A 14973-nucleotide genomic window follows, 5' to 3' on the forward strand; every position below is an offset into this window, starting at 1 on the left:
GGGCAGGCGCTGACCTGCCCGGCTTTTATTATTTTTGGCCCCAGACAATCTGGTAGTGATAACGCCCGGCGCTCAACTGGAATTCCGGCGACACCGATGGGCTCCAGGAGTCGTCTCCACCGACGCCCATATGGAAACCATCAACATTCAGCCAGCTCCCGGCTTCCGGTTGCAGCAGGTGACGGTGGCTGGTTTCCATCAGTTGCTTCTGGCTGTAGCGACTAATGTTGAACTGGAAGTCGCCACGCCAGACGTGCGCACCGTACTTCAGTTCCCGCGTACCACAGCGCAGGCCGTTTTCGCTCGGGAAGACATACGGCGTATACATCTCATCCAGTGACAAATCCCAACGGTCAAAACAGGCGGCAGACAGGCGGTCCGGGTAGTTTTCATGTGGACCGAGCCCCAGCCAGTTGACCCGTTCTGCTACCTGCGCCAGTTGGCAGGTCAGGCCGATACGTGCCGGATGCGGCGTACCGCTGGCGACATCGACATCAACGGCAATCTGCATTTCGCCGTGGCCGTCAATACGCCAGATTTTACGGCTAATAAACAAAGTGTTGCCCTGATACTGCCAGGCGTGGACGGTGGCGATCTGTACCGCGTCGGCAAGGGCGTCGGCATCGCACTGCAGCAGTACCGCCTGGAGCTGATAATGCCCGGCGGCTTTCCAGCGCTCGACCCAGGCATTGGGGTCAATGCGGGTCGCTTCACTGACGCCAATATCGTTATCCAGTGGCGCACGGGTGAACCGATCGCTCAGCGGTGTCAGTAACTGGGCTTCATCGCCAATCCAGTATTGCGTTAACGTGCCCTGCTGACGGCAGAATTCCCAACGCGTCGTGTGAAGTGCCACGTGAAAGGCCGCATCAGTGACGCTGAGTTGCGGCGCAGTACGGGCTCGCGGCGAGCAGATGATGTTCAGTTTTTCCTCCAGCGGCCACTGTTGCCAGGCGCTGACATGACCGGCGGGCGACCATGCGGTTGCCTGCGGTTGCTCCACGCGCACCGTTAGCCAGAGCTGACCCGCGCTGTCAGGCTGCGCGATGTCGGGGAGGGTGATAACCTGACGGCCCTGCGCAGCGATATCAAGCGGGATCTCCCCGGTGGCTATTGGGTTGCCTTCCAGCGCAATCGACCAGTGCAGGATCTCATTATCGCTATGGCGGAACAGGTATTCGCTGGTGACCTCAATCTTACGTTCGGCACCCGGTAGAAGCGTAAACTGGAAAAACTGCTGCGCGTGCTTCGCTTCATACAGCGACGGATGCGGTGTCCGGTCGGCAAACACCAGTCCATCCATACAGAACTGGCGATCGTTAGGCGTGTCGCCAAAGTCGCCGCCGTACGCGGACCAGGGGTTGCCTTTGTCATCGTATTTAATCAGCGACTGATCGACCCAGTCCCAGACGAAACCTCCCTGCAAGCGTGGATACTGACGGAACGCCTGCCAGTATTTGGCGAACCCTCCCAGACTGTTGCCCATCGCGTGAGCGTATTCGCACAAGATGAGCGGGCGCTGCTCACCGGGCAGCGACAGCCATTTTTTGATTGACCACTTCGGTACCGCCGGGAACGGCTGATCCTGATCGACACGGGCATACATCGGGCAAATGATATCCGTCGCCGCAGTGTCCGCGCCGCCGCCTTCATACTGCACCGGGCGTGACGGGTCTTCTGATTTCAGCCAGCGGTACAGTGCGTCATGGTTGGCGCCGTGACCCGATTCGTTCCCCAGTGACCAGATGATAATGCTCGGATGGTTGCGATCGCGCTGTACCATTCGCGTCACACGCTGGCTCATCGCGGGCAGCCAGGTCGGGTCGTCGCTCAGGCGATTCATCGGCACCATGCCGTGGGTCTCGATGTTGGCCTCATCCACCACGTACAGACCATAGCGATCGCAGAGCGTGTACCATCGCGGGTGGTTCGGATAGTGGGAGCAGCGCACGGCATTAAAGTTATTCTGTTTCATCAGAATGATGTCCTGCACCATCGTTTCTTCGTCCATCACCTGGCCGTTTTCAGGGTGATGTTCATGCCGGTTGGTACCGCGAATCAGCAGAGGTTTACCGTTCAACAACAGCAGGCCGTTTTCAATGCTCACCCGGCGGAAGCCGACATCGCAGGCCTCGGCTTCAATAAGTGTGCCGTCAGCGGTATGCAGTTGTACGACCGCGCGATAAAGATGCGGCGTTTCGGCGCTCCACAGTGAAGGATTGTCAACATTCAGACGCAGAGTCGTGCGATCGCCGTAGGCACCGCGCTCATCAATAATCTCACTGCCAAAAGGCGCGGTGCTTTCGCCCATCAGCACGTCGCCATCCCATAGTTGAACGGTCACCCGCAGACAGTCACGCGGCTCACCGCGCATGCTGACGTCGGCTGCCAATATTGCCCGGCTGAAATCTTCGTTGAGGTGGGTGGTGATGCGTAGATCGCTGATTTGGGTGGCGGGTTTATTTAACAGGGAGACATCGCGAAAGATGCCGCTCATCCGCCACATATCCTGATCTTCCAGATAGCTGCCATCGCTCCAGCGCAGCACCATCACCGCCAGACGGTTCTCACCGCTGACCAGAAACGCGCTGAGATCAAATTCGGACGGCAGGCGACTGTCCTGACCGTAGCCCACCCAACGCCCGTTGCACCAGAGATGAAAGGCGGAATTCACGCCATCAAAGATAATTCGCGTCTGTCCATCGCGACGTTCGGCTTCGTTGATATTGAATGTGAGCGAATAACAACCCGTTGCATTTTCATGAGGCACGTACGGCGGATTGACCGGGATCGGATAGGTTACGTTGGTATAAACTGGCGCGTCATAGCCGTGCATCTGCCAGTTTGATGGCACAACGATCGTATCGGCAGTATCCAGATCGCTCAGTCGCCAACTTTCCGGCACCGCTTCCGGCGAGGCGAACCAGTTAAATTTCCACGCACCGTTCAGGCTACGAACCGATGATGAGGGATGATTGTCTCGCGCCTCAGTCGCGTCGCGCCAACTGGCAAAAGGAGGATGTGCCTCCAGACGGTTAAGCTGTGTGACGCCGGGATTTTCCCAGTCGCGTCGAGCCAGTACGGCGGCGAGTGAGTCCGTAGTGAATGTCATGGCTGTATCCTGTTGATAATTGTTATTCGCTCACAATTTTATTCAACATACGAGGGAAGCCAGAAAGCTGTAAAGCCTGAGGAGCCTAATGAGTGAACTGACTCACATTATTACGGCCGATTTAACAACGCGACCTGACGCGCCAGTTGAATCAGCGAGTCGGCCAGCGCCTGCGGGGAGGTGTGCTGTTTTTCAGGGGGCAGAACGGTTTTTCGCTCCACCAGCGTGACCGGCAGCAGTTGATTTCCGAGGGTCGATTCGCCGCGGGAAAGTTGCAGCAGGCGATCGACGCTGGTCTGGCCGAGAAGGGCAAAATCTTGCCTGATGGTCGTGAGCGGCGGGATGTAGCAGGCGCTGTCCTCGGTATCGTCATAACCCACTACCGAAATGTCACTTGCCACGCGCAGGCCAAATTCGCTGATGGCCCGCATCGCGCCCAGCGCCATTTGATCGTTTGCCACCAGCATTGCGCCGGGGATGATGCCTGCACTGAGCATTTGCTGCGTCTGCAAAAAACCGGACATCGCGCTCCAGTCGCCTTCTTGTTCTGCGACCGGTTGCAACTGGTGGCGAGCAAGGTATTTATGCCAGCCCGCCAGGCGCAGGCGCGCCGAAACGGAAGTGCGGGGGCCCGCTAACAAAGCAATGCGCTGGTGTCCGTGCTGGACCAGATGTTCAACACCCAGTCGGGCACCATCATCGTGCGAGAAAATAATACTGTTGATCGGGGAAAGATCAGACACGTCGAGGAACAAAACGGGTACCGTACCGCAGGAGGCGGCGACGGCGATGGCATCTTCTTCATCAAGGGGGTAGTTAATAATCAGCCCCGTTACCCGCTGCGCCAGCAGGTTATGTACTGCCGCTTTGCAGGCGTCGACACCGCTGCGTTCAACCATCGCAATCACCACGCTGGCGCCGGACTGGTCGGCGCGCGACTTGATGGACGCGACAATCTGCGAAGGGGCATGCAGTGCCAGATTGGACGTTGCTACGCCAATAAGCGGCGTGTGTTTTCCGGCCAGTTGTTGGGCGACGCGGTTGGGGATGTAATTCAGCTCCGCCATGGCGGCTTCAACTTTTTGCCGGGTTTTCGCGGAAACGTGGCTCGCCTGATTTACCACGCGGGATACCGTCTGATAGGAGACGCCAGCGTGGTCTGCAACATCGTATAGCGTTACCGGTTTCACAATCCTTTCCCCTGAATTCAATATGTTCTGCGCGCTATGATGCCACACCCTGAAAGGTTTTTCGCCATTCAGCCGGGCTGACGCCAAAGCGAGACTTAAAATGCTGACGCCAGGTCACCGGGGACAGAAAACCGACCTCCCCGGCGATACGCTCAACGGGAAGCGAGGTGGATTCCAGCAGTTCCTGGCTACGGCGCAGGCGTTCATTGATCAACCATTGGGCGACGCCTGAGCCGGTTGCTTGCATAAAATGACGGCTCAGCGTGCGGCGACTCATCATCACTTTTTTCGCCAGCGAATCCAGGTCGTGCTGTTCATGGCTATGCTGGCGCAGATAGTCCAGCAGGCTGTTAATCCGTTGATCCTGGGTGTTTTTCGCCACCGGCTGGGCAATAAACTGCGCCTGACCGCCCTCGCGATGCGGCGGCACAATCATCCGGCGCGCAATCTGATTCGCCACCGTGCTGCCAAACCGCTGGCGGATGAGATACAGACAGCAGTCGAGCGCGGCGGCGGTGCCTGCCGAGGTGATGATACCGTCATCGTCGACATACAGGGCGTTGATATCCAGGTGCGCGTCCGGAAAACGCGCCTGAAAATCGGCTTCAAACTCCCAGTGGGTGGCGGCGCGCCTGCCGTCCAGCAGTCCTGCATAGCCGAGGACAAATGCCCCCAGGCACAATCCAACCACCTGCGCGCCGTTTTGTCGGGCCTGAACCAGCGCATCGAGCAGCGACTGCGGCGGGCGGCGGTCGGTCGTTCCCCACCAGGGGACAATCACGATATCGGCTGCGGTCACCGCCTCCAGTCCCTGGGGTGCGGTGACGGAAAAGCCTTCCCGGGAGGCGACAACACCTGGGATTTCAGCGCAAATCTGCACCTCAAAGCGTTTCTTTGCAGCCGCTTTTTCACTGAACATGATGCACGGCACCGAGAAGTGAAACGGACTGAAATCTTCAACGGCGACGATCGCGACGGTGACAGGGCGCATACTTTTCCTCGGCTGGGGGTTAGAACGTCAGGGTTTCCCCATCTTCCGGTACCCGGACACATTCTGCAATCTGGTTATCGCGGGCGTATTCCCTGAGCGCGGTACGCGTCAACAGGCAGTGGTTTATCGCTTCCATGTGAATCGCCACAATTTGCGCATCGGGCAGTACGAAGTGGGTTTTCAGCACATCTTCTGCCCCCATGATGATGGCACCAAAACCGATCACGTGTGCAAACCCGGCGTTCAGTACTACCACATCAGGCTGGAATGTGACCATGTTGGCTTCGACCTCATCGCGCCAGATAGTATCGCCGACCAAATACAGCGTTTTTTCCTGTGGATGCTGGAACACAATCCCGCAGGCATCGCCCATTCGCTCAGCCATGGCAGGAATGGCGTACAGCCGGTCGGATCCGTGCTGGCCGCCTGTTTTACGCAACGTGATCTCACCCAGCCGGGTATTGTCCGTCAGCACCGTGAGTTGACTAAAACCCTGCGCCCGCAGGATTTGTACATCCTGTTCGTTCTGTACATAAATCGGCTTCTCTTTCGGCACGACCTTTGCGGCGACGTCGTCCCAGTGGTCCGCATGGAGATGGGTGACGATCAGCGCATCGGCCTGCAACAGGGTGTTGAGATCGCAGGGGAGTTCAACCGTTGGATTACGGATCTCCGCCCGCGCCGTGCCGGGAAAGCCGGGATACGCACCTTTCGGGGCAAGCATCGGATCGACGAGAAAGGTTTTACCACCAAAGGTAATCAACTGGGTGGCGTTGCGAATATGGGTGATGTTCATGGTGATACTCCACGTGAGGGGCCAGTGGTCTCATCCTGGAGTGTTGACCAGAAACTGAATAGGGGCAAATGGGCGAATAACGATGGGATTGGGCCAACAGGGTAGACCAGACCCCGCAGTAAAACAGAAGAGTGCAATGTGGCTTTTCCGTGGCGTCGCAGAGATATTTACCGCGCGATAGCCAGGAGACGGCATATCTTTAGTCAGGAACCGTAATTGAGCATCCTTTACGATATGATAATAAAAATCTGAACATCACTCTTAAATATCTCATCTTATTAAGCAGTTTTAAGATGAAATAAAGAAAAATATAAAAGTTTAAACATTGACGGATTTATCTCGTTGACGACGAGGGTAACGCCTTGTTTTCATCATAAATTAATTTATCTGTTTTTTAAATAGCCACGTTTATATTAAATACATCGTTGTATGAGTGTCTTTTATGTTATTGTTTTTATTCATTTAATAATGTGAAATGGTTAGAGGTGAACAATTTAAGATTTTTTTTGAAATGATTTACTGCGTTTACTCTTCGATATGGTTTTGATAGCTTTCAATACAATCTTTATTTCCTTTTGAATTTAATTTAATTTTTATTGCTAATTTTTTGTTTCCTGTTTTTTTCTACTTTGTTTACTGACTTAACAAAAGTAAGAAATTAACTGAATTTTGTGAAAATTAGCAAGGGAGTTATTAATGCAATATTTTCGCAGAAACCAAATAGCGTTATTGATCGCATCGATCTTCATATCCTCCGGACCAGCAACAGGGGCCACGATTCATGTTGATGGTTCATTTCCTTATGCGGCGCAATCCAACACAGGGACTCACGGGACTAGTGGGGGCAGTGAAGGCGCCGGAGCTGGGTATGTCTTATCGCCGAACCCGGAAACTACCGCAGCGGATAACAGCGTAAGCGTCGGTAGTGGCATCACAATAACCGGCGGTGATGGTGACGCGGGCGGCGACGGCGGCGACGGAATGTCCGGTAACAATGCAACAATCACTAACGGCGGAAAGATTATTGGTGGTGAAGGTAGCTATGGCGTTAGCGGCATTGGTGCCGGTGGTGTGGGAATATCGGGTACTGACCTGTCGATAACCAATTCTCGTACCGGCTCCATCACCGGTGGCGAAGGGGATAGATATTCCGCTAGCGGTGCGGGTATCTCTGGTGACCGTCTCATGATAACCAACGATGGTGCGATTACCGGAGGCGATGGCAGTTTCGGATTTGATGGCAACGGTGGTACGGGCGGCATTGGCGGCGCTGGAATATCAGGTACCGATCTCACAATTATTAATACTTACCGTATTACCGGTGGTGACGGTGATTCCAGTGGCGAGGGAGGCGATGCCATATCGGGTTCCGCGCTGACCATCACCAACAGCGGCGCTATTCTCGGCGGCGGAGGGGGATATGGTTACGATGGAGCTGAAGGTGGCAATGCCGGTGCCGGAATTACCGGCAGCAATATGGTCATTGACAATATTGCCCGTGGGTCAATTACGGGTGGCCGAGGCAATTCCGGAAGCTTAGGGGGCGATGCCATATCGGGTTCCGCTCTGACCATAACCAACGGCGGATCCATTGTCGGCGGCGAAGGGGGATATGGCTATGGAGCGCTCGGTGGCAATGCCGGGGCGGGAATATCGGGTACCAGTCTGAGAATCACCAACGGCGGATCCATTGTCGGTGGCGAAGGGGGGTTTAGCGGCGGAGGCAATGGAGGCAATGGCGGAAATGCTGGCGCTGCAATATCTGGTAGCGAGATCATCCTTGATAATTTAGCCGGAGGTTCTATTACCGGCGGTGAAGGCGGCAGTGGCGGTTCGGACGGCCTCGGTGGCGCCGGAATGCCTACCGCAGGCGGCACGGGAATACTTGGCGATAATCTGACCATCACCAACGGTGGTTCCATCACCGGTGGCGAAGGCGCCTATGCCGGCGGCGATACGACAAGCCCGGACGGCGCAGACGGCGGCACGGCTATATCCGGTCACAACCTGACCATCAGCAATCTGGCTGGCGGCGTCATCACTGGCGGAGAGGGCAATTACAGCGGCAGCAGAGATAATACTAACACCAGCGACGGCGGCAACGGCGGCGTCGGAATATTCGGTGACAGCCTGAGGATTAACAACAGCGGTTCTGTCGTTGGGGGCAGAGGCAGTTTCGGCAGCAACGGCGGCGCTAACGGTGCAGGTGGCGCAGCGATATCCGGCAGTAATCTGGCTCATTAATAACAGCGTTATCACCGGCGGTGCTCCCTACCGGAGCGGTGGCGAAGCGGGGGCGGCTCTCAGTCTTACCGGCGGCAGCAACACGCTGACGCTGAATACCGGCTCGATTATCACTGGTGATATCCGGCTGGCCGACGGTACAAGCGACAGCGCGACAACGTTGCAGGTAGTCAGTAATGATGCGGCAAACCGGGCCATCAACGGTAATCTGACGGTGGGTCAGGCGGCAAGCGTAACGCTGGCAGAACAACCGATTGAATTTTCCGGTAACGCGTCGTTTGCCGACGAGTCGTCGCTCACCCTTGGCGAAGGCGTCAGCCTCAAGGCGGCGTCTCTCTCGGTTGGCGATAACGCGTCGCTTAATGCCAATATCACCCACTGGGATATGCACGACATTCTTCTGGTTGAAACCACGAACGGTATTACGGGCGCGTTTTCTTACAGTAATGCCCTCGTCGCGGGCATGAGCCAACCTGACTTTGCCTATATCAACGCCGGTTCTCGGATCATTCAATACTCCCTGTACTGGAACGGTCTGGACGCCGATGCGCACGGGACGTTCACGCTTGATGAGGGCAGAACCTTCGATCTCGGCGTTGCCCTGGCTGACAATACGGCGCACGTCAACCCGGCCTGGGACGGTAAAAGCCTGACCAAAGCAGGAGAAGGCACGCTGATACTGTCAGCGGAAAATACCTATACGGGGTCGACCTATGTCAGCGAAGGCATGCTGAAGACGACGACGTCGAATGCATTCGCCAATACCTCCGGCGTAACCGTCGGTGAGGAAGGGACGCTTAACCTGAACGGCAACAGCCAGACCGTCAACGCGTTGGATAACCGTGGAACTCTGCTGATTGATGATGATGGTGTTCCGCCTTCTTCCCCTCTTAGCGTCATGCTGACTGGCGACGTGACTAACAGCGGCAATATTATTCTCAACAACAGCGCAACCAGCGCCGGGAATACGCTGACCATCGATGGCGACTATACGGGTAACGGCGGTAACCTTTCGCTGGGCACCGTTCTCGGCGGCGACAGTAGCCTGACGGATAAGCTGGTGGTTACCGGCAACGCGACCGGTACGACCTATGTGCAGGTTAGCAATGAGAATGGCTCAGGGGCGTTGCTACATGAAGGGATTAAAATCATTGAGACCGGGAGTTCTACGGCAGATGCCTTTGTACAACGAGGTCGTATCGTGGCGGGAAGCTATGAATATCACGTGAAGCAGGGAACGGCTTCCGGTAGTGACAGGAATAACTGGTATTTAACCAGTCTGACGGACACTCCTGATCCTGACGACTCCTCTGAGGTTGTTAACAACGATCGGCCTGCACCAGGCGATTCTTCTGATGCAGTCCACATCTATCGCCCTGAGGCAGGAAGCTATGCCAGCAACCTGGCGGCAGCGAATACGCTGTTTAACACCCGGCTGCAGGACCGTCAGGGAGGAGCATGGTATACCGACCCCGCTACCGGGGAACGCCATATGACCAGCTTGTGGCTGCGCACGGCAGGCGGGCGCAACAAGAGCCGGATGTCTGACGATCAGAACACATCCTCGTCCAACCGCGTTGTCGTGCAGGTCGGCGGCGCGTTGCTCCAGGGCAGCGCGAACGGTACCGATAGCTATCAACTGGGCGCAATGGCGGGCTATGGTAAGCAGGATAACGACACCCATAACAGGCTCTCAGGCTACGGTTCTCGTGGCGAGGTGAGCGGCTACAGCGCCGGTCTGTACGGAACCTGGTACCAGAACGCCGTGGATAAAACCGGGCTGTATGTCGATTCCTGGGTACTCTATAACTGGTTTGATAATACGGTTAAAGGCGATGAGATTGCTCAGGAGCGCTATAAAAGCAAGGGGCTGACGGCGTCGCTGGAGTCGGGTTACGCTTTCCACATGGGGTCATTCACGACGGCAGGCGACATAGAAAGTAGCGTCTATCTTCGCCCACAGGCGCAGGTCACCTGGATGGGGGTGAAGGCTAACGACCATACCGAGAAAAATGGTACGCGGGTTCAGGGCCAGGGTGACAATAATATTCAGACCCGTCTGGGCATGCGCCTTTACGCTAATGGAAAAAGCGCCGCGGAAAAAGGAACCGTACGCGAGTTTGAACCCTTTATCGAGGCGAACTGGATACACAACACGAAGCAGTACGGCGTCAGGATGAATGACACGAGTACTTCCCTGCAGGGAAGTCGAAACGTCGCTGAGGTGAAAGTGGGCGTCGAGGGGCGGTTGACCCGGGATCTCAGCGTGTGGGGCAACGTGGCTCAACAAATGGGTAATAACGGCTTTCACGACACGAGCGGTGTGCTGGGGATAAAATACCAGTTCTAACCGTCCGATATGCCTCCCGTCAACCCGGCTGAGAAGCCGGGTTGACGTTTTATTCTTACCGCCACGTTGCGCGGTAAATATTCACTGAAATTTGCGAATACCTTTCTGTTATCACTCCGTTGTATGAACAATTGCGCGGCATTCCTACTTTCGTCTTAGTGTCGCTCTGCTTTGCCACTGCCAGAGTATAGATAACCCCCTGATCTGGAGGCGTTATGAGCTGGCGACCTATTCTGTTCCTTATTGTTAACCCATTCCCGCTATTAAGCGCGCCGCGCGGACGGCTGCGGCTGGTTCAGGGTTAACGGGATCAACGTAGGCCTGATAAGCGTAGCGCCATCAGACATGTTTTATGCCCTTTCAAAGAAGGGTTCCGTTCGCCTTATGTTCATTGCTTCTCTGGAAACAACTCACCCGCGAACGTGTTAAGGGCGTTCTCCGCCACGCCCTTAACAATCCCGGCTCCCGGCGAGGAAAATCGCCACGTTGTGGTCCATTCGCCTTATGCCGTCTGCCTTTCGGGTCGGGGCCGAGCCTGCATCCCTGCAGGCCGTCCCCTCCGCCCGCTTCCCTGCGGGCGGACCCGGTCAGCCGTCAACGGCTCATCGATTTTCACGCCGGACCAACGGCATCGCTTCAATTCTCTGCTCTACAAACAAGTTCTTTTCGCTTTGAGCACCAGTAAACCGCTCAGGTGGTCAGGTGTGGATTGGTCCGGCTGAAAATTGCCGACGTGTTTCCGGAGGGCCGGGGAAACCCGCAGGGATGCGGGTTCAGGGCGCGCGAAGCAGGGATGCTGAGTCGCGCCCGACCCGGTAGCCCGGAGGAATAAGCGGAGGGTATCGCGAAGCGACAATTTTCCCGGCCGGGAGCCTGGGTTGCAAGGGAGGCGGCGGCGAGCCTCCCTTGCCCGTTCACGTACACGATAATTCCAGAGAGGCGACGCACATAAGGTGAACGGAAAGATCTCCCTGGTAAACATATACAGCGGTTGCCGGATGGCGCTTACGCTTCTCCGGCATCGAAAACATCGAAAACCTACGCGGCGTCCGCTAACACAAACATCCCGTACGGATGGATTTCGAGGAAATACTGCTCGCCAATATCCGGTTGCAGACGAGTGGCGTTGACCTGTAACAGAATTTCCTGCCCATGCCACTCCACCGTCACCTCATACTGCGGTCCCATATAGGCCACATGCCGAATCACACAGCGCTGACTCTCCTCGCCGCGATCGCTTAAGGTAATCGCTTCCGGGCGTACGCCCACGGTACCCTTACCCTGGGCCGCAAAGTGCGCGGGGCGGGGCAGGCGATAGCCGTAGATATCGACCGCGTCATCGCTAAAATGGGCCGGGAATAGGTTAGCGTCGCCCATGAAGCTGGCCATAAAGCGGGACGCAGGCTGACGATAAAGATCCTGCGGCGACCCGATCTGCATGATATGTCCCTTGTTCATCACCAGCACGGTGTCGGAAACCGCAAAGGCTTCGCTTTGATCGTGGGTAACGTACAGCGAGGTGATATCAAACTGCTTTTGCAGCTCACGGATCTTATCGCGCATGCTGCGGCGCAGGTTGGCGTCGAGGTTACTCAGCGGTTCGTCAAACAGCAGCACCTTCGGTTTGAGGATCAGCGCGCGCGCCAGCGCCACGCGCTGCTGTTGGCCGCCGGAAATCTGATCCACATAGCGGTCCTCGAATCCTTCCAGATCGACCATCGCCAGCGCTTCTTTCACCCGCGTCTTCACATCGGCGCGCGACACGCCCAGCATCTTCAGACCGTAGCCGACGTTTTCTCCCAGCGACATATGTGGGAACAGGGCATACGACTGGAACACCATACAGATATCACGCTGCTGAATAGAGCGATGGGTGACGTCCTCGCCATCAATAAAAATCTGCCCTTCGCTTGGTTTTTCCAGACCGGCGACCAGGCGCAGAATCGTGGTCTTGCCACAGCCGGACGGACCAAGCAGCGTCACCATCTGCCCTTGCGGGATGGTGAGATTGATATTGTCGATGACCGTGTTACTGCCGAATCGTTTGGTGACGTTGCGCAGTTCAACGAAATTTTTCTGACTCATAGTGCGCTCCATTACGCCTGGTTTTTGGCTTTAGACCGGGAGATACGTGCTTCCCCAATCAGCCAGTCAAAGATGAAAATAATCGCCAGCATCACCACGATCAGAATCGACCCGTAGGCTATCGCCACGCCGTATTCGCCGTCTTCCACGCGGTTCAGGATGTAGGCCGTTGCCACGCGGGTGTCTGGCGTGACGAGGAAGACAATGGCGCTGACGGTCGTGATGGCGCGCACGAAGCTGTAGATCAGCGCCGAGAGAATAGCCGGACGCAGTAGCGGCAGCAGAATGTGCGTAATGGTGCGTAAGCTCCCGGCACGCAGACTGAGCGAGGCTTCATCCAGTGATTTATCGATCTGGCCGAGTCCGGCGATCCCGGCGCGAATGCCGACCGGCACGTTACGCATCACCATCGAGATAATGACAATGGCCGCGGTGCCGGTGAGGTACACCGGGGCGCTGTTAAAGGCAAGGATGTAAGAGACGCCCGCCACGGTGCCCGGTACGGCAAAGCACAGCATGGTGGTGAACTCGATGGTCTTTTTGCCTTTGAACTGCTGGCGCACCACAACCCAGGCGATCAGCAGGCCGAAGGCGGCGGTGATCGGCGCGGCAATTCCGGCATACAACAGGGTATCGAGCAGCGAAGGCCATGCGCCGTCGCTCATCCCCTGACCAAACAGCTTGATAAAGTTATCCAGCGTCAGGGTGTAGTCCACGCCCCAGTTCACGGTGAAACTGCCGTAGAAAATACTGCCGTAGAGCAGGGCGTTAAAGGCAATCCATATCGCCAGGATAGCGACCACGCTCCAGACCAGGGTGACCGGCAGCGGCTGCACGTCGCCACGGTATGATTTCCCGGAGACGGTGACGTAAGAGCGCTTGCCAATCCACATGTACTGTACGCAGAACACCAACAGCGAGAACAGCAGCAGGAAGGCACCGAGGGTACTGGCAGCCTGGTAATCGAGCTGTGAACCGGTGATGTAGAAGTAAATTTGCGTCGCCAGCACATCGAAGTTGCCGCCGAGCACCAGCGGGTTACTGAAGTCGGCCAGCGACTGGACAATAACAATTAAGAACGCATTCGCCAGCGCCGGTTTCAGCAGGGGGACAAACACGCCGTTAAACGTCTGCCAGCGACTGGCGCGCAGGGTGTATGACGCCTCTTCCAGCGACGGGTGAATGGTTTTGATCGCGCCGTCGAGGATCATAAACGCCATTGGGGTAAACGCCAGCACCTGCGCCAGCCAGATGCCGGTAAACCCGTACAGCCAGTTGGTATTGGTCAGCCCGAACCACTCCACCATCAATTCGGTCACGTAGCCAGAACGGCCCATCATCAGCGTAACGCCCAGCCCCACGACAAACGGCGGCGTGACGATCGGCAGGATTGAGAAGATACGGCCAATAACGGCGCTGCGTTGGGCGATACGGGTGGTGTAAATGGCCAGCACCAGGCCGAAGAAGGTACAGCCGACGCCCACGGCAATCGACAGGGCGATAGAGTTGAGGATCACCTGAATGATATGCGCCTGCGATAGCACATTCATAAACGCCAGCGGCGCGAACGCCCCCGCGTCATTGGTGAACATCGGGATGAAAATGGCGATGCTCGGCCAGACGATAAAGATACCGATGAGCGCCACGATGGTGACCAGCGAACCAATCACAAACCGGTCGCCGCCCAGCCATTCGAGACGGGTCAGCGCCAGGGTCATGATTGCGCCCAGTGCGACAAACAGCACGATGGTGGCGTAGCCTAAACCGCGCCCTTCAACGGTCGCGCTGATGACGATAAAAGCGATGCACAAAAAGGCCCAACTGGCATCGAAGTAGTGGCGGCTACGCTGTTCGCGTCTGGCTTCGTGGACCGGGCGCACCAGCAGCAGGCCTGGCAGCAGATACCATAGCCAGCTGATATTGAACTGTGACCAACCGTAGGCCTCGAGGATTTCATCGCCCGTGGACTCCAGCAGACCGTAATCCAGGCTCCAGCTCGGCAGCAGGACGAAGGCCAGCCAGCCGAGTAAGACCCAAAGGAATATCGCATCCCGCTTTTTCACGGGATGGAGTGCAAGTGTGTGTGACATACGTTTTCCGCTGTTCAATCCCGAACAGGCCGGATAAGCGTGAGCGCTATCCGGCATTCAGGGTGACGATGATTGCCGGGTGGCGGCGTTGCCTTACCCGGCCTGCGTAACCTTA

At 56.4% G+C, this 14973-nt stretch carries 8 protein-coding genes; 2 read left to right on the forward strand and 6 right to left on the reverse strand.

Features of this window, described 5'->3' with window-relative positions; translation table 11 throughout:
• Window positions 1-28: 28 nt before the first annotated feature.
• The 4 genes from QQZ17_RS20275 to QQZ17_RS20290 all read right to left on the reverse strand — a co-directional run bounded on the left by QQZ17_RS20275 (window position 29) and on the right by QQZ17_RS20290 (window position 6089).
• Complete coding sequence (locus QQZ17_RS20275) at window positions 29-3112, reverse strand: beta-galactosidase (protein ID WP_152405722.1); 3084 nt, start codon at window positions 3110-3112, stop codon at window positions 29-31.
• 110 nt (window positions 3113-3222) lie between these two features.
• Window positions 3223-4302, reverse strand: coding sequence for a LacI family DNA-binding transcriptional regulator (locus QQZ17_RS20280; protein ID WP_152405721.1), 1080 nt, complete (start codon window positions 4300-4302; stop codon window positions 3223-3225).
• A 34-nt stretch (window positions 4303-4336) separates the two neighbouring features.
• The gene (locus tag QQZ17_RS20285) at window positions 4337-5293 is read right to left on the reverse strand and encodes a GlxA family transcriptional regulator (protein ID WP_152405720.1); all 957 of its coding nucleotides are present in this window, start codon (window positions 5291-5293) and stop codon (window positions 4337-4339) included.
• Window positions 5294-5312: 19 nt separating this feature from the next.
• Window positions 5313-6089: an MBL fold metallo-hydrolase gene (locus QQZ17_RS20290; RefSeq protein ID WP_152405719.1), complete on the reverse strand. Its 777-nt coding sequence runs from the start codon at window positions 6087-6089 to the stop codon at window positions 5313-5315.
• A 696-nt stretch (window positions 6090-6785) separates the two neighbouring features.
• Here QQZ17_RS20290 and QQZ17_RS20295 point away from each other — a divergent pair.
• On the forward strand, window positions 6786-8333 hold the full coding sequence (locus QQZ17_RS20295) for a hypothetical protein (protein ID WP_152405718.1): 1548 nt from the start codon (window positions 6786-6788) through the stop codon (window positions 8331-8333).
• The gene (locus QQZ17_RS20300) at window positions 8248-10683 is read left to right on the forward strand and encodes an autotransporter outer membrane beta-barrel domain-containing protein (RefSeq protein WP_152405717.1); all 2436 of its coding nucleotides are present in this window, start codon (window positions 8248-8250) and stop codon (window positions 10681-10683) included. Before QQZ17_RS20295 ends, QQZ17_RS20300 begins: the two co-directional genes overlap by 86 nt.
• 1038 nt (window positions 10684-11721) lie before the next feature.
• On the opposite strand, the gene fbpC is transcribed toward QQZ17_RS20300, so the two are convergent.
• Together fbpC and QQZ17_RS20310 are read right to left on the reverse strand one after the other, a co-directional pair.
• Window positions 11722-12768 (reverse strand): ferric ABC transporter ATP-binding protein, encoded by a 1047-nt coding sequence (gene fbpC / locus QQZ17_RS20305; protein WP_152405715.1) that lies wholly within the window; start codon window positions 12766-12768, stop codon window positions 11722-11724.
• An 11-nt stretch (window positions 12769-12779) separates the two neighbouring features.
• Window positions 12780-14858, reverse strand: a complete 2079-nt coding sequence (locus tag QQZ17_RS20310; protein WP_152405714.1) for an ABC transporter permease — start codon at window positions 14856-14858, stop codon at window positions 12780-12782.
• Between the last annotated feature and the right edge of the window lie 115 nt (window positions 14859-14973).

Source organism: Citrobacter sp. T1.2D-1, assembly GCF_950098555.1.
Classification (GTDB): Bacteria; Pseudomonadota; Gammaproteobacteria; order Enterobacterales; family Enterobacteriaceae; genus Citrobacter_A; species Citrobacter_A telavivensis.